Here is a 20,194-nt window from a genome sequence, read left to right as displayed (position 1 = left end):
GGCGGTTTTTCTATTCACATTCGCTGTCTTCATAAGTAATAATCGAGACAACGGCGCCGCCTACATCGGCAATTGCGCACATTCGGCCGACGCCGGGTACATCCATTGGCGGATAAACAGCCTTACCCCCTGCAGATACCGCTTTTGCCAATGTGGCATCGACATCATCAACGGTAATATAGGTTCCCCAGCAATTTGGCATTTCGCTGTATTCTGCCGGTTTGGCCATAATGCCAGCGACAGGCTCTCCATCCACTTTCAACACATGGTAGACCCCTTCAGGCATCGGCATTGCTTCTACTTCCCAACCAATCACATCCTTGTAATACGCAATGGCTTTCTCCGGATCATCCGTCACAAGCTCTGACCAGCTAAATGCCCCATGCTGCTTGAATCTCGTGTCCATTCTTCGCTCCTTCTGTTTGATAACACTGCTCAGAAACAATGACGCTTCTGTACAGTTAACAGTAGTCGAATTCGTCAGGCTTCCTGTTTCTTTGTCCCATTTTCATTTAATTTAAACAGCAGCACGTTTGCTTGAATTTATAAACCACCTGTAGCATCCTGATTAATAAATATAAAACTGGGCTTGGTATTAGGCAGAAGGGAAATGGCGATAACCAATCTACAGCAGGCTTTAGATGCCTATAACAGTTCAAAACGCACGCAGTACCCCTTGAATGGCAACCTCGTCACCAACCTTGAAGCCGTAGAATACTATCTTGCCCAGGCCATGCCGAAGTTACCTGCTCATTTGGGCTTACCTGTCACTATTGCCAATATGCTGACTTTCCGCGGAAAGATTACCTACGCCCTAAACCGTTACCAGCATTGCTTAATGAATGCCAATTCGGACTCTGAACGATGCCAAATACTAACCTACTTGGCAGTTTGGTCTCACCATGAGGGAGATGAGCAACACGTCGAATTTTACCTTCATCAACTACACCTTATCGATAAGGCCTCCGAGACTAATGTCAGAGGGCTTCTGACAATACTCGACAAGATACTGTCAACGCCAACAATCGACACACTCTCCAACTTTACACACTCTCGTGTCCCCATCGATGACCATGCGATCAATAAGCATGCAATCATTACCCTCGGCTATGTGCTCAATGATGATGGTTCAATGGCTCGTCAACTTATCCAGCGGCTTGAGCTGACGCTTCGTCTTGCCAACCAGCTACCTGAAAGCCTGATTATTGTGACCGGGGGCCTCGCCAAGCGAGGAAAAACAGAGTCACAGCAAATGAGGCACTGGCTCATCCAGCACGGCATCAGCCCTGACAGGATCATTGAGGAGAATAAAGCGACAAATACCATTGATAATGCCAGATTGAGCCTGAAGTTACTCAAACAACGCCACTTACAATCCGCAACACTTATCAGCGCATCAGTCCATGTTCACCGCTCTCAGCTTCTGTTTGAAACCCTGCAATGTGCATGCAATCTCTCTCCTATTTTAATCAACCACCTCGCAGTCAAAGACGGTATGTCCGACACTAAAACACCAACAGGCAGAGTTCGGCGCAACTGCTATATCGATGCGTTGCGGGGGTTCGGGCTACCCGCTTTTAACTGTGAACCATTAGTACAAATCTAACGGTCATCAAAGCCTCTTATCCTTTGTGTTTCCCACATAACTGAAAAAATAAACTTGAATTGATAATGATTTTCATTTAGATCTATACCTATATATACGGCACAAAATAAAGTCAGACACAATATATAGGGGTTTTAATGTTTGTTATAAAACGAGACGGACGAAAAGAGCCAGCCAGTCTAGACAAGGTAACGAAGCGAATCGAGAGCCTCTCAAAAGAGCTAAAGATAGACGCTATCTCTGTCGCGCAAAAAGTTGTCGGCGGGCTATATGATGGAATAAATACCAAAGAAATCGATAACTATCTTGGTGAAACGGCGGCCTCGATGGCAGCAGAGCACCCACACTATTCCGATCTTGCCGCTCGAGTACTGATAAGCTCGCTTCAAAAACAGACAGAAGGTTTTGCTTCTGCCACCCAACAGCTCCAACGCATCGGGTTATTGTCGGAGAACTACAGCACACAAGTTGAGCAGCTTCTCCCCTACATCGAAAGCATGATTGATTACCAGCGAGATTTCTCGTTCGATTATTTCGGTTTCAGAACACTGGAGCGCTCTTATTTACTGAAGGTTGATGGTGAGATAGTCGAACGGCCGCAAGACATGTACATGCGGGTTGCGATTGCCGTAGCCGGTAACGAGCCTCTGGAAATCAAAGAGCTGTATGACCTACTTAGCCTTGGTTTCTATACCCATGCGACCCCGACCTTGTTTAATGCCGGCTGCAAGATGCAGCAGCTCTCAAGCTGTTTCTTGCTGGCAATGGAAGATGATTCCATTAATGGGATTTATAACACCCTAAAAGAGTGCGCAATGATTTCCAAGTCAGCAGGCGGAATCGGGCTACACATTCACAATATTCGCGCAGCAGGCTCACCGATCATAGGTACCAATGGCGTGTCCAACGGCATTATTCCCATGCTCAAGGTATTCAATGAGACAGCTCGCTATGTCGATCAGGGCGGCGGCAAACGTAAAGGCAGTTTTGCCGTCTACCTGGAACCTTGGCATGCGGATATTCAGGCATTTCTCGATCTCAAAAAGAACCATGGAAAAGAGGAATTCCGCGCCCGCGATCTGTTTCTCGCACTCTGGCTCCCCGATTTATTTATGGAGCGCGTCGAGCAAGACGGCAACTGGACCCTGTTCAGCGAACATAATGCCAAAGGCCTTTCCGATCACTACGGCGAGGAATTTAAAACACTCTATGAAAACTACGAACAACAAGGGCTAGGTGTCTCAACGATCAAGGCTCGCCATTTAATGACACTGATTATTGAGTCTCAGGCTGAAACCGGCGTTCCCTACATGCTCTATAAAGACAGCTGCAACCTTAAATCCAACCAAAAAAACTTGGGGACAATCAAATCCAGTAACCTCTGCGCTGAAATCATGGAGGTCTCGACACCGACAGAGACAGCAGCCTGTAACCTTGCCTCTATCGCTCTGCCGAAGTGTGTCACCAACGGTCACTTTGACCACCATCAGCTTCACCGGATAACCAAAATTGCGATCAAAAACCTCGATAGGGTTATTGATAACAATTATTACCCAACAGAAAAAATCCAGCATTCAAACCACCAGCACCGTCCTGTTGGACTCGGGATCCAGGGGCTGGCTGATGTATTCTTCATGCTGGGTCTTCCCTTTGACAGTGAAGGAGCCCTTTCCCTCAACAGAGACATCGCCGAAACCATGTATCATGCTGCGCTCGAAGCCTCCTGCGAACGGGCACAAGAGTTTGGCTGCTACGCCAGTTTCGATGGTTCACCCATGAGCAGTGGCCAGTTTCAATTTGATCTCTGGCAAGAGCAACCGACGCAACGCTGGAATTGGCCACAGCTAAAAAACCGGATAAAACAATACGGACTTCGAAATTCGCTGTTAATAGCCCTGATGCCTACCGCTTCAACCTCACAAATCCTCGGCAATAACGAGGCCTTCGAGGCTCAGACCAGCAATATCTACAAGCGGCAAACCCTCTCTGGCGAGTTCATCCTGATCAACCGCCATCTCATCGAAAAACTGGAAACGCTCGACTTATGGACACCGCAAATTCGTGACGCCATTATCCGCAACAACGGTTCGGTGCAGACGATCAGCGTGATCCCCGAGGATATCCGCGCCGTCTACAAAACAGTGTGGGAGATCTCTCAGCGCACAATCATAGATATGGCAGCCGCCCGTGGACCATTCGTCTGCCAATCGCAGAGTATGAACCTATGGCTGGCCGACCCTACCTTTGCCCAAATCAATGCCATGCATTTCTACGCATGGAAAAAGGGGCTAAAAACCGGCATGTACTACCTGCGCTCAAAACCTTCCGCCAACCCCGTCAAGGTAACGGTCTCGAAACAGGAAGATGAAGACTGCCTCAACTGTGGAGCTTAACGGCTGGCCTTATCAATAAACCCAGTTCAGCCCTATTTAACCCTTATAAAAACATTCAATAACTGGCCGGTATTAGCTACCGGCCTGAGGAGCCATAATGATAGTTAAGAATAAATTCAGCCTGTTCCCCATTCAGTACCAGGAAATCTGGGATGCCTACAAAACACACGAGGCTGCATTCTGGACCACAGAAGAGCTCGACTTTGCCCAGGATCTGCCGGATTTAGCTAAACTCACAGACGGTGAACTGCATTTCATTCACCATGTGCTGGCCTTCTTCGCCCAAAGTGAAGGGATGATCAACGAAAACCTGCTTACCCGTTTCTACCATGATATTGAAATTGCCGAAGCCCGCTGCTTCTTAGCCCTGCAAGCCTTTAATGAAGTGATCCACGCCGAAACTTACGCCTTGCAGTTGGAAACCTATATTCCCGATATCGAAAAGCGCGAACAGCTGTTTAATGCCATTGATAATGTCCCCACTGTAAAGCGCAAGGCCCAGTGGGTAATGAGCTGGATAGATAGCCAGCAAGATCTCGATATACGATTGATTGCCTTCGGTTTAGTCGAGGGCTTATTCTTTGCCGGCAGTTTCTGTGCTATCTACTATTTCCGTAAACGAGGACTGCTTGCAGGGCTTGCTGCCAGTAACGATCTGATCGCTCGCGATGAGGGACTCCACTTTAGCTTCTCTGCTCTTTTGTTCAAAACCCTCTCTTCCGGCAATGTTAGTCAGGAGAAGTTCGAGGAAATTGTCCGTGAAGCTGTTGTGATAGAGAAGTCCTTTGTCACCGAGGCCCTGCCAGTTGATCTCATCGGAATGAACGCCAACCTGATGTGCCAGTACATTGAACATACGGCTGATGTTATCGCGGACTTATTCGGCTTCGCCCCTGTCTTTAACACCGACAACCCGTTTGATTATATGCGGTTGCTTGATATGGAAGGAAAAACGAACTTCTTCGAAAAACGGGTTACCGAATACAAACGTCCCCAAAACCGGGCCCTCTCATTTGATGCGGATTTTTAACGATGACGATTCAAATATACAGCAAAGTCAACTGCCCTCAATGTACTATGGCCAAGCAATGGTTGGACAAACACTACCCCCAGCGCAAGACAGATGAATTGCTACTTGAAAAGGACTTTGATCGGGAAACGCTGTTTGCCAATTTTCCGCAAGCAAGAAGTTATCCGCAATTTGCCATAAACGACCTGCCGATTGGCAACTTTTCCGATTTACAGGCCCACCTGGCTTTCGAGCTGGAGACTAGTGACTTTTAAGCGCTTATAAGAGGCTACATAACTTAATAAAAAGCCCCACAGACTATCGCTTACGGGGCTTTCTTGTGTTGCTGGATATCAAGTTATTTTGCTAGCTCAACACTCCACAACTAGCGTATTGAGTGCTTTGGCTCTTACCGCTTCCACCATAGCCACCAATCCCTGGCTGCGGGTCGGCGTCAAATAATGATGAAGTTGCAGCTCGTCGAAGAAGCCATGGATATCAAATTCCAAAATCGCTTCAGCCGTTTTACCTTCATACACCATAAATACCATGGCCATTAATCCTTTCACCAGGCTGGCATCGCTATCACCAATAAAGCTGAATTCACCTGAAGAGTTAATATCTACCTTCACCCACACTTGGCTCTGGCAGCCATGTATAACCGTATCCGATGTCTTATCTGCCTCAGCCATTATCGGCTGCTGGTTGCCCAGCTGAATAATGTACAGGTAGCGCTCTTCCCAATCATCGCAACTCAATAGATTACGCTTTAGTTTTTCACTCTTCATATCAAAAGCAATCAAATTAATTTTAGCCAGAGTACTCGACATGACTTTCCCCCTACTGGTTTTGCAGTAATTTCTGAATATGGCGTAACGCACGAACTAGCTTCGCAACATCATCAGACGTGTTGTACATCGCCAGTGATATCCGGCACATCGCTTTCACACCATAACGCTGCATCAAAGGCATGGCGCAATGATGGCCGGTTCGAATGGCGATTCCGTAGCGGTCAAGAAAAGCCCCCACATCAAATGCATGATGTTTCCCCAGATTAAAAGAGGCCACACCGACCCGGTTCTCGGCGCGGCCGTACAAACAGAGTTCGGGGATATTTTCTAGCTCCTCAATCAGCATTCGGGTCAGCTTATTTTCCAATGCCGAAATCTGCTCAAATCCCACCCGCCGGATATAGCGCAACGCGGCACCTAACCCGATGATCCCCGTAATATTTGGCGTTCCGGCTTCAAACCGCCAAGGCGAGGCATTGAACTCCATCCCTTTGTACAAGTCCACTAACTGGATCATCGAGCCGCCACCCTGCCACGGCTGCATGACCTGCAGTAGCTCGTTTTTGGTATACAACACGCCAATACCGGTAGGTCCATAAACCTTGTGTCCCGAAAATACGTAAAAGTCGCACCCCAGTTGCTGTACATCGGTTTTCTGGTGCATCACCGCTTGGGCACCATCCACCAGCAAACGGGCTTTTGGCTGGCAAGTAGAAATAATGTCAGCGATTTTGCGAATAGGATTTACGGTTCCCAGTACATTCGACACATGACACACCGCCACCAATACCGTTCGCTCAGACAATAATCCAGATAACACATCAAAACACAGCTCACCACTATCACTGACTGGCCACACTTTAATTTTCAGTTGCATCGCCTCTGCCAGCATTTGCCATGGCACAATATTGGCGTGATGCTCCATCTCACTAATAATGATTTCATCACCCGACTTAAAGTGGACTCGTCCATAACTATTCGCAATCAAATTGATGGCCTCAGTGGTTCCCGAGGTAAACACAATTTCTTCTCGCTGATTTGCACCTATGAATTGGCACACCTGCTCACGAACAGTTTCCATATTCGACGTCGCTTCTGCACTAAGGTGATGAACCCCGCGATGTACCGACGCATACTCGTTTTGGTAAAAATCATTAACTCGTTCAATCACAACCGATGGCTTTTGGGCGCTGGCCGCACTATCTAGATAGACCAAGGGCTGTTCATTTACAAGTCTGTTTAATAAAGGAAAATCTCCCTTCACCTGAGAAATTGAAATGCCGTGGCGACTCATAATACCAACCTCTCTGCAATACGATCCTTAATCCAGATGGCCAGGGTGTCATGATCGTCCTCATCCGATATAACCTGATGACGGTCAACAACATCAAAAGCAAATGCCTGGGTTAACATGTGCTTAGCAGCCTGTCGGTTTATCCCTCTTGCCTGCATGTAGTTCAGCTGTTGCGGATCAATCGATCCAGTTGTTGCACCATGGCTACACTTCACGTCATCAGCATAAATCTCAAGCTTGGGTTTACTGAAAATTTGAGACTGCTCGCCAAGTAATAAATTACGGTTATCCATTTGCCCGTCTGTTTTGACAGCCCCTTCAGGGACCAGAATCATTCCGTCAAAGACCCCTTTACCTTGATCGCTGGCTATCACCTTGTGCAGTTGTTCACTTTTACAGTGCGGCAGACGATGATCGGTATAGGTACGTGAATCAAACACATTTTGCTGTCTAGGCAACACTAGGCTATTCATGGTCAGATAAGCATTTTCCCCTTTAAATTGGGCACTTGTCTGATGTCGACAACATTGCCCCTGGAGGAAATACACATGGCTAAAGGCACTAGCATCACGCCCGAGAGATACATCGTTGTGGGCAAAATGAGCATGATGCTCGTTTTCTTCGATGATCTTTATATGTTGCAGGCTGGCATTAGAGGCCACATTCATCGTCAGCCGAGTTCCCGTTGATGAACCGCAATCACGACTAGGACAATAGCCAGCATCGTCAGTTACACAAGAGACGTAGTGTTCAATGAGTTCAGCCTTGGCATGCATAGCAAGGTGGAAGTGATGACGATAGTGCACCGCAGCATGAGGCTCGCAGGTGTGCAAATGAAGCAAATAGATTGGCTGTGCCAATTGTGCCCCTTTGCGAACGCGAATATAGACCCCGTCCTGGGCCAGCGCTTCGTTCAACTGGCTAACGAACTCCGCGGCGACGGCCTGTTGAATGTCTTGCATTTGATCAGCATTCAAGCTGTCGATAGCAGAGACAGTTAACTCCCCCGGACTCACTATCTTCGAGTGTTCTAAGCAATAGGCGCCATCGACAAACACCAGCAGGTTGGCATTCACCGGAATAGAGAGCTGCAAGATTTTGTCATCCAACATACGGCTGACATCCGCAGTTCGATTAACCCAGTTCCGTCCAGGTTGGGAGAATAAATCAAGCGGTGTATATTTCCAGTCTTCATGTCTGTTCGTCGGCACCCCTTTCTCAGTCAGCAATTGCCATTGTGATTGCTGCAATGACGATCTTTCTCCCAGCTTCAAATAAAGCGCTTCAAGCCCGGAATCTGCTATAGGACGGTACTTTGGTAGTTTGCCTTTATAGCTTTTCTTATTGTGATTACTTTGCTTATTTTGAACCAGTGAGCCATCCATAGCCTTTCTCCTCTATCTCGCGAGCTAATGACTGGTCACCTGACTTGATGATCTTGCCCTGATATAAAACATGAACATAGTCGGGCTCGATATAATCCAAAATGCGCTGGTAATGGGTGACGATAATAAAAGCACGCTTGCCGTCTCTTAAGCTATTCACCCCATTTGTTACTGTTTTAAGTGCATCGACATCCAAACCTGAATCAGTTTCATCCAAGATACAAAGATCCGGCTCTAATACCGCCATTTGCAAAATATCATTACGTTTCTTTTCTCCACCAGAGAAACCGACATTCACTGAGCGGTTGAGCAAGTCTTGCGGCATCTCAAGCAACGCAATCTTACCCTTTACGTAATGATTGAAATCGAACTGATCCAATGGCGCTAATTCATTGTATTCACGCACGGCATTTAGTGCAGTCTGCAAGAAAAACTTATTGCTCACGCCAGGAATTTCTACCGGATATTGAAACGCCAGAAACAGCCCCTCACCAGCGCGCTCTTCAGGTTCAAAGTCACCAATATCTTTACCTTTAAACAGGATATCTCCCGCCGTTACTTCGTATTCTTCTCGCCCGGCCAGAGTGCTGGACAAGGTGCTTTTACCGGATCCGTTAGGCCCCATAATGGCATGGACTTCGCCGGGATTAACGGTAAGGTGAACCCCTTTCAGAATATCGGAGCCCTCGGCGGATACATGTAGGTTATTAATTTTTAACATAGAATTTCTCCGTCAGCCGACACTGTGTTCGAGGCTGATCGATAACAACTTTTGCGCTTCAACCGCAAACTCCAGCGGTAATTCAACAAAGACGTTCTTACAAAAACCATTGACTATCATTGAGATCGCATCATCTTCACTTATCCCCCGTTGCAAGCAGTAAAATAACTGGTCATCTCCAATCTTTGAGGTCGTTGCCTCATGCTCGATATGCGCACTGTTATTTTTGGCCTCGACATAAGGGAAGGTATGCGCCCCGCAGCGCTCACCAATCAACATGGAGTCGCACTGGGTGAAATTTCGGGCATTTTTTGCTCCAGGTGCGACATGCACCAACCCTCGATAGGTGTTTTGGCTCAGCCCTGCCGAAATCCCCTTGGAGATAATGGTCGAGCGGGTATTGTTGCCAAGATGGATCATCTTGGTACCGGTATCTGCCTGCTGGGTACCGTTGGTCAATGCGACCGAGAAGAATTCCCCAATGGTGTTATCCCCCTTGAGGATCACGCTGGGATATTTCCAGGTAATCGCCGAGCCGGTTTCGCACTGGGTCCACGACATCTTGGCATTACGCCCTTCGCACACTGCCCGTTTCGTTACGAAGTTAAGTATCCCTCCCTCACTGTCTTCATCGCCCGAGAACCAGTTCTGAAGTGTGGAATATTTCACCTCGGCATCATCGTGCAACACTACCTCTACCACTGCGGCATGAAGCTGGTAACTGTCCCTGACTGGTGCAGAGCATCCTTCGATATAGCTGACGTAGGCGCCTTTGTCAGCAATAAGTATCGTGCGCTCAAACTGACCAGTTTTGGCTTCGTTAATCCGAAAATAGGTCGACAGCTCTCTGGGGCAGCGCACACCGGGCGGGATATAAACGAAGGTACCATCCGAGGCAACGGCTGCATTCAGCGCCGCAAAGAAGTTATCTTCAGGAGGCACAACTGACCCCAAATACTGCTGAACAAGATCGGGATATTGATGGATAGCCTCGCTGAAAGAGCAAAAGATAATACCGAGTTCCTGCAACTCATCCCGATAGGTAGTCGCAACAGAAACCGAATCAAAAATGGCATCAACCGCGATGCCCTTGTCGTTCTCTCGTGTTGGCACACCCAACAGATCAAATGCCGCTTCTACATCCTCAGTAAGAAATGAAGCACCATTATCGTCAACGGTACCTGCTTCGCCGCTTGCATTGCTGGTATTGCATGAACCGCACTGCGGGGCCGAGTAATAACTATATTGCTGATAATCGAGCGGTTCGTAATTCGCTTTCAACCAATGTGGCTCGGACATCTGCTGCCAGGTTTCGAATGCCTTTAATCGAAACGCCAGCATCCACTCAGGTTCGTTTCGCTTGGCTGAGATAAGCCGAACAACTTGCTCATTGAGCCCTTTGGCAATCTTGTCGACATTAAGCTGAGTATAAAAACCTTCCTTGTAGCTGGCCTTTTCTACCCACTCTTTAACGTCGGCTTGTATTTCTACGCTCATGGTTTCGACCTTTAGACAGAGAAGCTTTCGCCACAACCACAGGCCACTTTGACTCTGGGATTATTGTATTTAAATGAGTGATTGATACCTTCACGCACATAGTCAATCTCAGTGCCATCGACGAAAGGCATTGCCTCTTTGTCGACATACAGGCAACCGTCTCCATGACGATAAATCAGATCAGTATCATTAACGGATGCCACCAGCTCGAGCTGATAGGCAAAACCCACACATCCCGATGGCCGAACCGACAACCGTAATCCGCATACTTGGTTAGCCCGCATTAACTCGCTCACCTGTTTGGCTGCCGCCTGAGTTAACCGGACGCCTTGCCATGTTTCACCGTCGACATCAAATGCCTGCACAGCTTGTTTTTCCTGGTCCATAACCTGCCTCACAACACTGTTTGTAGGACAAAATTAGCCGATAATGATAACCGTTATCATTCAATGTTCAAGTGATATTTCTCAGGGGATCCGTAAAACACAGTAGTCATACAAAAGGTAAGGATATTAAGATAATCAAACACTTAATGAAGAATAAAAAACAACACAGCAGTAAACATGATGAGGAGTTATATAGAATTCAAGCTGTTAGCATAGACTGAATTGCAAAATACCCACTCCTGCTCCATGGCAGGAGTAGACTCTTCTATTTCAAAGGCACAACTAGAAGATCGACTGAAGAGGATTTGAGTAACTGTTTAGCTGACGAGGAGACTTGATGCCAGAAACTATGGTGATGGCCACAGACCACAAGATCTATATCTAATTCTTTAATGGCACGCTCTATTTCTTCAATAAGATTACCGCTACCAACAAAGGTACTCTGAATAGGAAATTGCGCACCGTCCAGTAACTCCTTCAGATGCTTCTCAGGTGTATTATCCTCATACACTTTATTGGGCATAGCATACCTAGGGTCAAAAGCCGTATAGGTGTATTCTTCATGACAAAGTTCTCCATCATAAAAAAGAGACAGTTTCGCATTTAAATCACGAGCAAGGTTAACCGCTTTTTCGAGTAAAAACCTGCTTTCAACAGAGAGATCTACCGTCACTAAAATGTGCTTATAACTCATAATTACTCCCCTGCCCAGTGTTCTTATATAAGTTTAGCCAGTCGCTATTAATATGACTTTCATTTTTAGATTAAGGGCCCATAGACCTATGCCCCACCTGAAAATCAGCCCTAAATCTGTATTAACTATTTAGCGGGTATATAAGTATTTCTACTTTTCTTCGACTATTTCATAAATCTCAAAAGCAATACTTTGTCTCATTTGCAAGTTAACAAGAACAAAGAGCCAATTATTCAAGGGATGAGATGGTTGGTGAGTCAAGCTTAGCTATGCTTATAAACATAAAAAAGAACAATAAAAAAACACAACAATCTATTGGTGGAGCGCTTAAAAATGAACAAGCATACGTTGAATTTGACTATCGTAATAACAAGCGTACTAGTCTCTTCATCCGTCACGGCAGACGTTGATTTTCACGGTTATATGCGTGCAGGTATTGGGGTTAGCGGTGAAAATGGCCAGCAGGTGCGTTTCCAATCAAATAAAGTCGGCCGCCTCGGCAACGAAGATGATCTCTATGCCGAAATCCTTTTGGGCAAAGAGCTTTACAACCAAAATGGAAAATCCTTTTATGTCGACTCAATGGTCGCCCTACTCTCTAATGGAAGCAACGACTTTGAAGGCACTAATACATCCTGTGAGTTGATCAATAGTTCAACTGAAGTTTCCTGTAATAATGATGCACAGTTTGCCATTCGCCAGTTCAATATTCAGTCTAAAGGGCTCATTGCGCGCGATCGGGAAGCGGTGGCCTGGGCTGGCAAGCGTTACTATCAACGCCATGATATTCATATTTCAGATTTTTACTACTGGGATACATCAGGATCCGGCGCAGGGGTGGAGAACTTATCTGTCGGTACAGGCAAACTATCGTTAGCAGTACTCCGCCAAGACAGTGGTGACGTTAATGTAAATAATTTCGATATCCGATACGCTGAAATTAAGCTTTGGCAAGATGCTAATCTAGAACTTGGCTTTAACTATGGCCTCATCAATGAAACAGATGCGCAGAAAGCAGGCATTGGCGACGATCCGCTGATGCTGACCGCTGAGATAACCATGGCTGATGTTATCGGGGGCTTGAACAAAACGATATTCCAATATGCGACTGAAAGTTACGGGGAACAAATGGCCGGACTGGGGGCTGGTAACAACCCCGATGCAACCTCTAACGATGGTGTCGAGGGCTATCGAATCATTAATTGGGGGGTCATGGCTCCAGCAGCGAATTGGGAAATCGGATATCAGCTCGTATATGCCAACTCAAGTTTTGATAGTAAGGACGATCACTCTATTTTTAATATAGTTGCCCGTCCAATGTATAAGTGGGACGAGAACATGCGAACCATATTTGAGGCTGGCTGGTTTACAGAAGAAAATGATAACGTCGATAGCTCTGGTAGTAAGCTAACCTTAGCCCAAGCTTGGGCTGCCGGCAGCAGCTTCTGGGCCCGTCCTGAGCTTCGAATATATGCCAGTTACCTGAGTGATTATGAAAATGATGATGCTTTTGGAACCGGAAACGACACGGAATACAACCTGGGTGTCCAGGTAGAAGCATGGTGGTAAACCAAATAGAGATCAGGGAATGATAAAGCCAAAAATCAGAACAGTATGCCTATCGGTCGTTTTTGCTGCAGGCTGTGTATCAACAGCTGAAGTCAGCACTCAGGCAAAGAATCCTGCCAGTAGTAACGTCGCTGCTCCGGCAGAATTAAGCTGGCAGGAACTGAGCCTCCCGATAGATATCAATTTTGAATTTGACGAAAAAAGTCAGGTACTGCTGGACGCTAACAGTACAGGTCCGGTAGCCAGTTTCACTATTCCAGTCGACAATACTCCTATCGACATGGTTCTAACAAGCCATGTCGATAACGAATTAACTCTTTATGTACCGAATATATTGATCACCAATTCCAAGGGAGAAGAGCTTTACCACATCAAATCAAATGAATTCAGATATATACCGGCAAGGCTATTAGATGGCGATCAAGTCCAAACGCAATTTACCATTGCTCCGCAGGTCGGAACACGACAAGTTAATGTCTTGATCTACACCACTATCGAAGATCTAAAAGGTAGCACAACCATTATTCATCCAGCCAAAGCACTCGCGATCGGAAAAGGCAATCAGCCACCGAGTATCCCTGATCTTACAGCAACGCATAGCAAGTATGGTCAACTCAGTTTAACTGTATCGTCAGCGAATCAACTCCCAATTCGCCCTACTCTAGGTTATGTGCCAGCAAGCGATACCAAACATACCGACTATCTGAATTCCATACAATATAGCGTAGAGCAAGGTGATATGGATCATGCTATTACGTTACTGAATGAAGCAGAAAAGCTTGGTATCCCGAATGCGAGAGCGACGTTTATCAATGCTGTTCAAATTCAAAATGAGCGTAAAAGTGCAGAGTAATAGCTTGCCAGAAAATAGTTGAAAGATCTTCGTTAGAGGCGGGTCTTCTTAGTAGTATACCTCCCCCAAAGGATACCGATGACGATGAAGATTAAACTTATATTACTCCCGTTGCTAGGTAGCAGCTTGCTTATTAGTCTTCCAGCCTTTGCTGATTTAAGAGACATTGGTCGATACGATTCAAAGGGACTTTATGAACCAGGCTACGTAAATTACCAGCATGCTAGAGAACGCAGCTCAACACCAAATGAAGACTCCAACCACTTGGATAAGATTGGATTTATTAATTCATCTGGTCATTATGAGCCGAATTACGTCAATTACCCTTCACCAAAAAGCCAAAATGGGCACAATAAGACCGAGTTAGAACTGCTTACTGAAAAGGGGCACTACAACCAAAACGGTATTTACGAGCCAGGCTATGTAAATTACCGCCACTGAATGCATTTATTGAACAGCTCAGCTAATGCTCAATATTCCATTAGCTGGGTTAGATCGTGCCTTTCGATTATGGGGGGCTTAACCTTTCACACCACCAGCAGTCAAACCACCGACTAAGAATTTCTGTGCCAACAGGAATACCGTAGTGATTGGAATTGCTGACAATACTGCTGCTGCGGCAAAGTCACCCCATAGGTAATTCTGAGGATACAGATACTGCTGCATACCCACAGCCAGCGTATAGTTGTTTACGTCAGTCAGCAGTAATGAGGCTACAGGTACCTCTGTCACCACACCAATGAACGACAGGATGAATACTACTGCCAGAATTGGTACTGATAATGGTAGCAGTACAAAACGGAATGCCTGCCATGGTGTTGCCCCGTCAAGTGCAGCCGCCTCTTCCAAAGACCTATCAATAGTCTCGAAGTATCCCTTGATAGTCCACACGTGTAGTGCAATGCCACCTAGATAAGAGAATATAAGGCCCCCATGGGTATTCAAACCCAGGAACGGAATGTACTGTCCCAAGCGATCAAATAATGCGTAAAGAGCGACCAGAGCAAGTACTGCCGGGAACATCTGAAAAATCATCATCCCTTTTAAAATAGTACTCTTCCCCTTAAAGCGCATACGAGCAAAAGCGTAAGCACTGGTCGTTGAAAGCGCAACGATAATGATTGAAGTAATACCGGCTACTTTAACCGTGTTCCACAGCCATAGCATTACTGGGAATGGCGGAGGTGTCACGCTACCATCCCGGTTTTCGACAGAAAAGCCCAATGCGAGACGCCAATGATCTAACGTTGGATCACTTGGGATCAACTCACCGCCTGCAAAGTTACCTTCACGAAATGAAATTGCTACGATCATCAACAACGGGAAAACCGTCACCACCAGAAACAGGCACAAACCAATGTGTGTCGCCCATACCCGGTATTTTAATGATTTCGGTTGTACCATTGGCATGACATTTCTCCTCAATCCTGCTCTAAGGCCGTCTTGGTAAACTTCAAGTTGAGTAGTGCCATACCACCAACCATCAGGAATATAATGGTTGCAATTGCACCGGCCAAACCAAAGTCCTGACCGCCACCGCCTTCAAAGGCGATACGGTAGGTATAACTGACTAGCAAATCTGTGTAGCCCGCAGGCTCGGACGTACCTACCATATTTGGTCCGCCAGCCGTCAGCAGCTGAATCATGACGAAATTGTTGAAATTGAATGCAAAGCTTGCAATCAGTAATGGCGTTAGCGGTTTGATCAGCATCGGTAATGTGATCTTGAAGAAATTTTGAATCGGACCTGCGCCATCAATCGCTGAGGCTTCGTACAAATCTTCAGGAATTGACTTCAACAACCCCATACACAGGATCATCATGTAAGGGAAGCCAAGCCAAGTATTGACCAGTACCACCATTATCCGGGCCATCATAGGCTCTGAGAACCAAGGTAGTTTGACGCTGAACAGCGCATCAAGCAGCATGTTTATTTCACCAAAACTTTGGTTAAACAGGCCTTTAAAAATCAGAATAGAGATAAACGATGGTACTGCGTATGGCAGGATTAGCAGCACTCGGTAAATACTGCTGCCCTTTAGTGGTTCCCACTGAACTATACAGGCCAGGATCATCCCCAAGGCTAACGTCAGGGCAACAGACAGAAAGGCAAACGCAACAGTCCAAACGAAGATCCCGAAAAAAGGTTCTTTGATGCCATCATCGGTCATAACACGCTCGAAGTTCGCCCCACCAACACCAACAACGAACCCTGGGGAAATTGGCTCACCAACAAAATTGCCTTCACCATCTACTGATTGGTAAAAACCAGTTTCCATATTTGGTTTATATAGCTGCTGAGTCTGATTATTCAGCATACTCAGGCCATCATCCTGAACAGTATATAGAGGCATTTTGGCTGCGAACTTGCGCAGGCCACTCATTCTAATCTCAAGACCGTTCGGCATCACTAATTCGACTGTTGCCAAATTGGAGCGATTCTGGACAATCGTTTTTATCTTCTCTTTTTCGCCCGGGATACTTTCAACTTTGCTCAGTGACAACTTATCGGATGGAGGGCTTGAAATATCAAACACATCAGAAGCCAATAAATCGTCTTCAACCTGAATCACCAGCCGATGGCCACTTTCAACTTTGTAGAGCTCAAAGCGATAACTTTCACCTGACTGGAAGCTTCTCTGCTCCAGAACGGCCTGGGTCCTGTCCAGCGATAGCTGATTCGACGCACTATAGTTAGTAAAAGCAAGCCCAACGGTATAAACCAAGGGGAAAATAATAAAGACAAGCATCCCGGCAACGCCCGGGAAGATATAACGGTGAGCGTATGTTTTGTTGCTTCCGAAAATATACAGAGCAAGGGCAGTCAGAACAACGGTCAGAAGTGCAAAAGGAATTTCGCCCTTTGCATACATCAGTACAGTAGCATAACCGTTAACTACACCGATCATGCTTAGCAGCGACCATTTCATCCACTTGCGATAGTTGAAGTTAGAACTTTTCTGTTGTGATATCAAAGCCCGTCACCTTGAACTGACTACATCTCAGCACCCTGCTAGCAAAAAAGAACAAAAATGGGGGGGAACTTCCTCTCCCCACTAGGCATTTACTTCAGCATGTGACCAGCAGCTTCGTTCAACGCATCATCAACACCCTGGCGGCCGTCTACAACGTTCTTGATTGCGTTACCCTGGGCATACCAGAATGCAGCCATCTGTGGAACGTTCGGCATGATTTCGCCGTTCATTGCATTATCCATAGTGGCTGCAATTCGTGCATCCTTATCTAGCGTCTTCTGGAATGATTTCAGAGCTACCGCGCCAAGTGGCTTGTCATCATTAACCTTGCCAAGGCCTTCGTCTGTCAGCAGATAGTTTTCAATAAACTCTACCGCCAGATCCTGGTTTGGTGACGCAGAGCTGATGCCCGCAGTCAAAATGCCGACAAACGGCTTCGATGGACTGCCGTTTAGCTTAGGAAGAACGGCAACACCATAGTTAATGCCAGACTTCTCAGCGTTGTCCCAAGACCATGGACCATTGATAGTCATCGCGACGTTACCTTTATTGAACTCAGCCTCAGAGATGCTGTAGTCCATATCTGGCGAGATGACTTTCTTGTCTACCAGCGACTTGATGAAATTCATACCCCGTTTGGCACCGGCATTGTTAACACCAACATCCTTCACATCATATCCGTTTGCCGTGAACTTGAACGCGTAGCCGCCGTCAGCAGATAGTATTGGCCATGTGAAGTACGGTTCTTTCAGATTCCACATGATAGCTTTCTTGCCGTCTTTCTGAAGCTTCTTGTCTAGTGCTTCGATGTCTTCCCAGTTTTTAGGTGGGTTAGGAACAAGGTCCTTATTATAAATCAGAGAAAGTGCTTCAACGGCAACCGGGTAACCAATGTACTTACCGTCGTACTGTACCGCGTCCCAAGTAAAGTCAATGATCTTGTCTTTTACTTCTTTAGATGGCTTAATTTCGACCAACAGGCCTGATTTTGCATAACCACCAAAGCGGTCGTGTGCCCAGAAAACAATATCCGGACCATCACCCGCTGCAGCCACCTGCGGGAACTTCTCTGCCAGGCCATCAGGAAAAGCCACGGTTACTTTAACACCGGTATCTTCTTCAAACTTCTTACCGACTTCAGCCAGGCCGTTATAGCCTTTGTCGCCATTGATCCAAATAGTAAGCTGGCCTTCTTCTATCGCGGCATGTGCGTATATTGAGCCAAGGGCGGCAAGGGTACAAATAACTACAATGCTAAGGACTTTATTCATTTTTTACATCCTTCATGATTGTTATATCTCGTACTGCAGAACAATCTCTCCAGCACAATTTGCAGTCTGTATCGTCCATCAGAATTGAGCAGTCGGCTTCATCCTGAACCCTTCAACAAAAATATGGTTACTTTTTAGTGTCTAGTAATTATAACAACACACACAACAGGGGAGATGAGCAAGACTGCGAACTATTATTATATGCGAAGTGCGGTTTATTGGGGCTGATATATGATATTGGGGAGGGGGGGCTAAAAAAGAAAATGCAGCTCTTTCGAGCTGCATATATTCCTTATCACTGCGGGTCACTGTCAGTGTGTCCAACGCATTACGCCTGATTAGATTATTGTGAGGCTTTCTCTCGTGTTTCGGTTAAACGTCGAGTTAAGTCAATAATATTCTGGCGAGTAAAGATATCATCCAACGTTGTTGAAAGCTTACGGCGCCAGTTTGGATACTCATCGACGGTTCCCGGAATATTGACTGGCTGGTCCATTTCTAACCAGTCTTCCAGCTGAAGGCTCAACAGTGCACTCGAGCTTGCTGCCAGGTGCAATTGCATACCTTCGCTTAGGTATCGGTCCATTGGGACATATGCAGCATCTTGCCCAACGCCTTCAGGAAGATAACCATGCCAGACTAAACTATCAAGAATTTTTTGCTTGCTCTCCGCGCGGCTGTCGAACAGGCCGGCCAGTTGTTCCTTGTCAGGATACAAACCCAGCTCTTCACCCATCTTAAGATCATCACAATGCCAGAAGCCACGTAACGTCGGCATGTCATGGGTACACAGCGCTGCCATAGATTGATGCGGATAATGAGATGGCGAATAGAAGCCGCCGTCTTCTGCTGTTTCGAAGAAGAACACCTTGTAAGAATGAATGCCCGCCGTCGATAGCTTCTCGACGATCTCGTCAGGCACGGTACCCAGGTCTTCACCGATCACCGTACACTGGTGACGGTGACTTTCCAGTGCAAGGATCGCCATCATGTCTTCTACCGGGTAGTACATGTAAGCACCGTCTTTGGCGCCCTCACCTTTCGGGATCCACCACAGACGCAGCAGGCCCAGAACATGGTCAATGCGAAGTGCACCACAGCTGCGCATATTGGCGCGGATCAACTGAACATAAGGGTCATAAGCTCTTTCTTTCAGCACTTCCGGGTTTAGCGGCGGCAGTCCCCAGTTCTGACCCAGAGGACCAAGAATATCTGGCGGCGCACCCACGCTGACGTCCTGACACAGTGCACCGTGATCGGCCCAGGTTTCAGAGCCTGAATCACAGACACCCACAGCCAGATCGCGGTAAAGCCCCATGGCCATGCCCTTTTCTTCGGCCAGCACGTTGACTTCGGCCAGCTGGGTATCAGCAATCCACTGCAAGTACATAAATAGCTGCACTTTTGCGTAGTTCTTCTTGATAAACGCCTGCACGGCAGGGTTGTCAAAGTGACGGTACTCTTCAGGGAAGACCGGCCAACCCCACACGGAGTCATCTTCTTTCTTCAGCTCGGCATGAAGCGCATCGAAGGCCGCCTGGTGAAGCAGGCTTTCACCGCCCTGCTCAACAAACGCCTGGAATTTCTCTGCACGTGCCGTCTTTTTATCCAGATGACGCTCACGGAACGTATCGAACAGCAAAGGAAGCACGGCCATTTTCAGGCAGGATACTTCACTGTAGTTCACCCAGTTGGCATTGCGGGCCTCGACCAGGCGCTGCTGGAACTCAGGGCTGCCTACCAGCTGCTG

The 20,194-nt window shown here is 46.8% G+C and carries 19 protein-coding genes; 7 read left to right on the top strand and 12 right to left on the bottom strand.

Features of this window, described 5'->3' with window-relative positions:
- Positions 1-10: 10 nt before the first annotated feature.
- Positions 11-406 (bottom strand): VOC family protein, encoded by a 396-nt coding sequence (locus L4D19_RS15930; protein WP_428453258.1) that lies wholly within the window; start codon positions 404-406, stop codon positions 11-13.
- A 204-nt stretch (positions 407-610) separates the two neighbouring features.
- Between L4D19_RS15930 and L4D19_RS15925 the strand changes: the two genes are divergently transcribed.
- From L4D19_RS15925 to L4D19_RS15910, 4 genes are all read left to right on the top strand, one after another.
- Positions 611-1,606, top strand: coding sequence for a YdcF family protein (locus tag L4D19_RS15925; protein WP_428453257.1), 996 nt, complete (start codon positions 611-613; stop codon positions 1,604-1,606).
- Between the two features lie 137 nt (positions 1,607-1,743).
- Positions 1,744-3,999 (top strand): ribonucleoside-diphosphate reductase subunit alpha, encoded by a 2,256-nt coding sequence (locus L4D19_RS15920; RefSeq protein ID WP_428453256.1) that lies wholly within the window; start codon positions 1,744-1,746, stop codon positions 3,997-3,999.
- Between the two features lie 97 nt (positions 4,000-4,096).
- Entirely contained in the window at positions 4,097-5,029 is a 933-nt protein-coding gene (locus L4D19_RS15915) for a ribonucleotide-diphosphate reductase subunit beta (protein ID WP_428453255.1), read from the top strand.
- 2 nt (positions 5,030-5,031) lie between these two features.
- The gene (locus L4D19_RS15910; RefSeq protein WP_428453254.1) at positions 5,032-5,283 is read left to right on the top strand and encodes a glutaredoxin domain-containing protein; all 252 of its coding nucleotides are present in this window, start codon (positions 5,032-5,034) and stop codon (positions 5,281-5,283) included.
- Positions 5,284-5,379: 96 nt separating this feature from the next.
- Here L4D19_RS15910 and sufE read toward each other — a convergent pair whose 3' ends face one another.
- The 7 genes from sufE to L4D19_RS15875 all read right to left on the bottom strand — a co-directional run bounded on the left by sufE (position 5,380) and on the right by L4D19_RS15875 (position 11,776).
- Positions 5,380-5,838 (bottom strand): cysteine desulfuration protein SufE, encoded by a 459-nt coding sequence (gene sufE, locus L4D19_RS15905; RefSeq protein ID WP_428453253.1) that lies wholly within the window; start codon positions 5,836-5,838, stop codon positions 5,380-5,382.
- Positions 5,839-5,848: 10 nt separating this feature from the next.
- Positions 5,849-7,093: a SufS family cysteine desulfurase gene (locus L4D19_RS15900; protein ID WP_428453252.1), complete on the bottom strand. Its 1,245-nt coding sequence runs from the start codon at positions 7,091-7,093 to the stop codon at positions 5,849-5,851.
- On the bottom strand, positions 7,090-8,478 hold the full coding sequence (sufD, locus tag L4D19_RS15895; protein ID WP_428453251.1) for a Fe-S cluster assembly protein SufD: 1,389 nt from the start codon (positions 8,476-8,478) through the stop codon (positions 7,090-7,092). The genes L4D19_RS15900 and sufD overlap by 4 nt, the downstream gene beginning before the upstream one ends.
- Positions 8,453-9,199, bottom strand: coding sequence for a Fe-S cluster assembly ATPase SufC (gene sufC, locus L4D19_RS15890; RefSeq protein WP_428453250.1), 747 nt, complete (start codon positions 9,197-9,199; stop codon positions 8,453-8,455). The genes sufD and sufC overlap by 26 nt, the downstream gene beginning before the upstream one ends.
- Before the next feature lie 12 nt (positions 9,200-9,211).
- Complete coding sequence (gene sufB / locus L4D19_RS15885; RefSeq protein ID WP_428453249.1) at positions 9,212-10,696, bottom strand: Fe-S cluster assembly protein SufB; 1,485 nt, start codon at positions 10,694-10,696, stop codon at positions 9,212-9,214.
- An 11-nt stretch (positions 10,697-10,707) separates the two neighbouring features.
- Positions 10,708-11,082, bottom strand: a complete 375-nt coding sequence (locus L4D19_RS15880) for an iron-sulfur cluster assembly accessory protein (protein WP_428453248.1) — start codon at positions 11,080-11,082, stop codon at positions 10,708-10,710.
- A gap of 265 nt (positions 11,083-11,347) precedes the next feature.
- Positions 11,348-11,776, bottom strand: a complete 429-nt coding sequence (locus L4D19_RS15875; protein ID WP_428453247.1) for a universal stress protein — start codon at positions 11,774-11,776, stop codon at positions 11,348-11,350.
- 333 nt (positions 11,777-12,109) lie between these two features.
- Here L4D19_RS15875 and L4D19_RS15870 point away from each other — a divergent pair, with 333 nt between their 5' ends.
- The 3 genes from L4D19_RS15870 to L4D19_RS15860 all read left to right on the top strand — a co-directional run bounded on the left by L4D19_RS15870 (position 12,110) and on the right by L4D19_RS15860 (position 14,639).
- A complete protein-coding gene (locus L4D19_RS15870) occupies positions 12,110-13,345 on the top strand; it encodes a maltoporin (RefSeq protein WP_428453246.1) in 1,236 nt (411 codons plus the stop codon).
- Positions 13,346-13,364: 19 nt separating this feature from the next.
- Positions 13,365-14,198, top strand: coding sequence for a MalM family protein (locus L4D19_RS15865; protein WP_428453245.1), 834 nt, complete (start codon positions 13,365-13,367; stop codon positions 14,196-14,198).
- 78 nt (positions 14,199-14,276) lie between these two features.
- Positions 14,277-14,639, top strand: a complete 363-nt coding sequence (locus tag L4D19_RS15860) for a hypothetical protein (RefSeq protein ID WP_428453244.1) — start codon at positions 14,277-14,279, stop codon at positions 14,637-14,639.
- Positions 14,640-14,717: 78 nt separating this feature from the next.
- Here L4D19_RS15860 and malG read toward each other — a convergent pair whose 3' ends face one another.
- From malG to malQ, 4 genes are all read right to left on the bottom strand, one after another.
- The gene (gene malG / locus L4D19_RS15855) at positions 14,718-15,608 is read right to left on the bottom strand and encodes a maltose ABC transporter permease MalG (protein WP_428453243.1); all 891 of its coding nucleotides are present in this window, start codon (positions 15,606-15,608) and stop codon (positions 14,718-14,720) included.
- A gap of 11 nt (positions 15,609-15,619) precedes the next feature.
- Positions 15,620-17,173: a maltose ABC transporter permease MalF gene (gene malF, locus L4D19_RS15850; protein WP_428453242.1), complete on the bottom strand. Its 1,554-nt coding sequence runs from the start codon at positions 17,171-17,173 to the stop codon at positions 15,620-15,622.
- Between the two features lie 89 nt (positions 17,174-17,262).
- On the bottom strand, positions 17,263-18,444 hold the full coding sequence (malE, locus tag L4D19_RS15845) for a maltose/maltodextrin ABC transporter substrate-binding protein MalE (protein ID WP_428453241.1): 1,182 nt from the start codon (positions 18,442-18,444) through the stop codon (positions 17,263-17,265).
- 343 nt (positions 18,445-18,787) lie between these two features.
- Positions 18,788-20,194: 4-alpha-glucanotransferase (gene malQ / locus L4D19_RS15840; protein WP_428453240.1), on the bottom strand; the 1,407-nt coding region annotated here is incomplete at its 5' end.

Origin of the sequence: Photobacterium kasasachensis (assembly GCF_050336885.1) — a bacterium.
Lineage (GTDB): Bacteria > Pseudomonadota > Gammaproteobacteria > Enterobacterales > Vibrionaceae > Photobacterium > Photobacterium kasasachensis.
Note: the sequence above shows the minus strand (reverse complement) of the source record. Positions and strands in the feature narration are given on the sequence as shown.

What these genes read in the sequence shown, in the direction of transcription:
- L4D19_RS15930 (WP_428453258.1), bottom strand. Translation starts at nt 406, where the DNA reads ATGGACACGAGATTCAAGCAGCATGGGGCATTTAGCTGGTCAGAGCTT.
- L4D19_RS15925 (WP_428453257.1), top strand. Translation starts at nt 611, where the DNA reads ATGGCGATAACCAATCTACAGCAGGCTTTAGATGCCTATAACAGTTCA.
- L4D19_RS15920 (WP_428453256.1), top strand. Translation starts at nt 1,744, where the DNA reads ATGTTTGTTATAAAACGAGACGGACGAAAAGAGCCAGCCAGTCTAGAC.
- L4D19_RS15915 (WP_428453255.1), top strand. Translation starts at nt 4,097, where the DNA reads ATGATAGTTAAGAATAAATTCAGCCTGTTCCCCATTCAGTACCAGGAA.
- L4D19_RS15910 (WP_428453254.1), top strand. Translation starts at nt 5,032, where the DNA reads ATGACGATTCAAATATACAGCAAAGTCAACTGCCCTCAATGTACTATG.
- sufE (WP_428453253.1), bottom strand. Translation starts at nt 5,838, where the DNA reads ATGTCGAGTACTCTGGCTAAAATTAATTTGATTGCTTTTGATATGAAG.
- L4D19_RS15900 (WP_428453252.1), bottom strand. Translation starts at nt 7,093, where the DNA reads ATGAGTCGCCACGGCATTTCAATTTCTCAGGTGAAGGGAGATTTTCCT.
- sufD (WP_428453251.1), bottom strand. Translation starts at nt 8,478, where the DNA reads ATGGATGGCTCACTGGTTCAAAATAAGCAAAGTAATCACAATAAGAAA.
- sufC (WP_428453250.1), bottom strand. Translation starts at nt 9,199, where the DNA reads ATGTTAAAAATTAATAACCTACATGTATCCGCCGAGGGCTCCGATATT.
- sufB (WP_428453249.1), bottom strand. Translation starts at nt 10,696, where the DNA reads ATGAGCGTAGAAATACAAGCCGACGTTAAAGAGTGGGTAGAAAAGGCC.
- L4D19_RS15880 (WP_428453248.1), bottom strand. Translation starts at nt 11,082, where the DNA reads ATGGACCAGGAAAAACAAGCTGTGCAGGCATTTGATGTCGACGGTGAA.
- L4D19_RS15875 (WP_428453247.1), bottom strand. Translation starts at nt 11,776, where the DNA reads ATGAGTTATAAGCACATTTTAGTGACGGTAGATCTCTCTGTTGAAAGC.
- L4D19_RS15870 (WP_428453246.1), top strand. Translation starts at nt 12,110, where the DNA reads ATGAACAAGCATACGTTGAATTTGACTATCGTAATAACAAGCGTACTA.
- L4D19_RS15865 (WP_428453245.1), top strand. Translation starts at nt 13,365, where the DNA reads ATGATAAAGCCAAAAATCAGAACAGTATGCCTATCGGTCGTTTTTGCT.
- L4D19_RS15860 (WP_428453244.1), top strand. Translation starts at nt 14,277, where the DNA reads ATGACGATGAAGATTAAACTTATATTACTCCCGTTGCTAGGTAGCAGC.
- malG (WP_428453243.1), bottom strand. Translation starts at nt 15,608, where the DNA reads ATGCCAATGGTACAACCGAAATCATTAAAATACCGGGTATGGGCGACA.
- malE (WP_428453241.1), bottom strand. Translation starts at nt 18,444, where the DNA reads ATGAATAAAGTCCTTAGCATTGTAGTTATTTGTACCCTTGCCGCCCTT.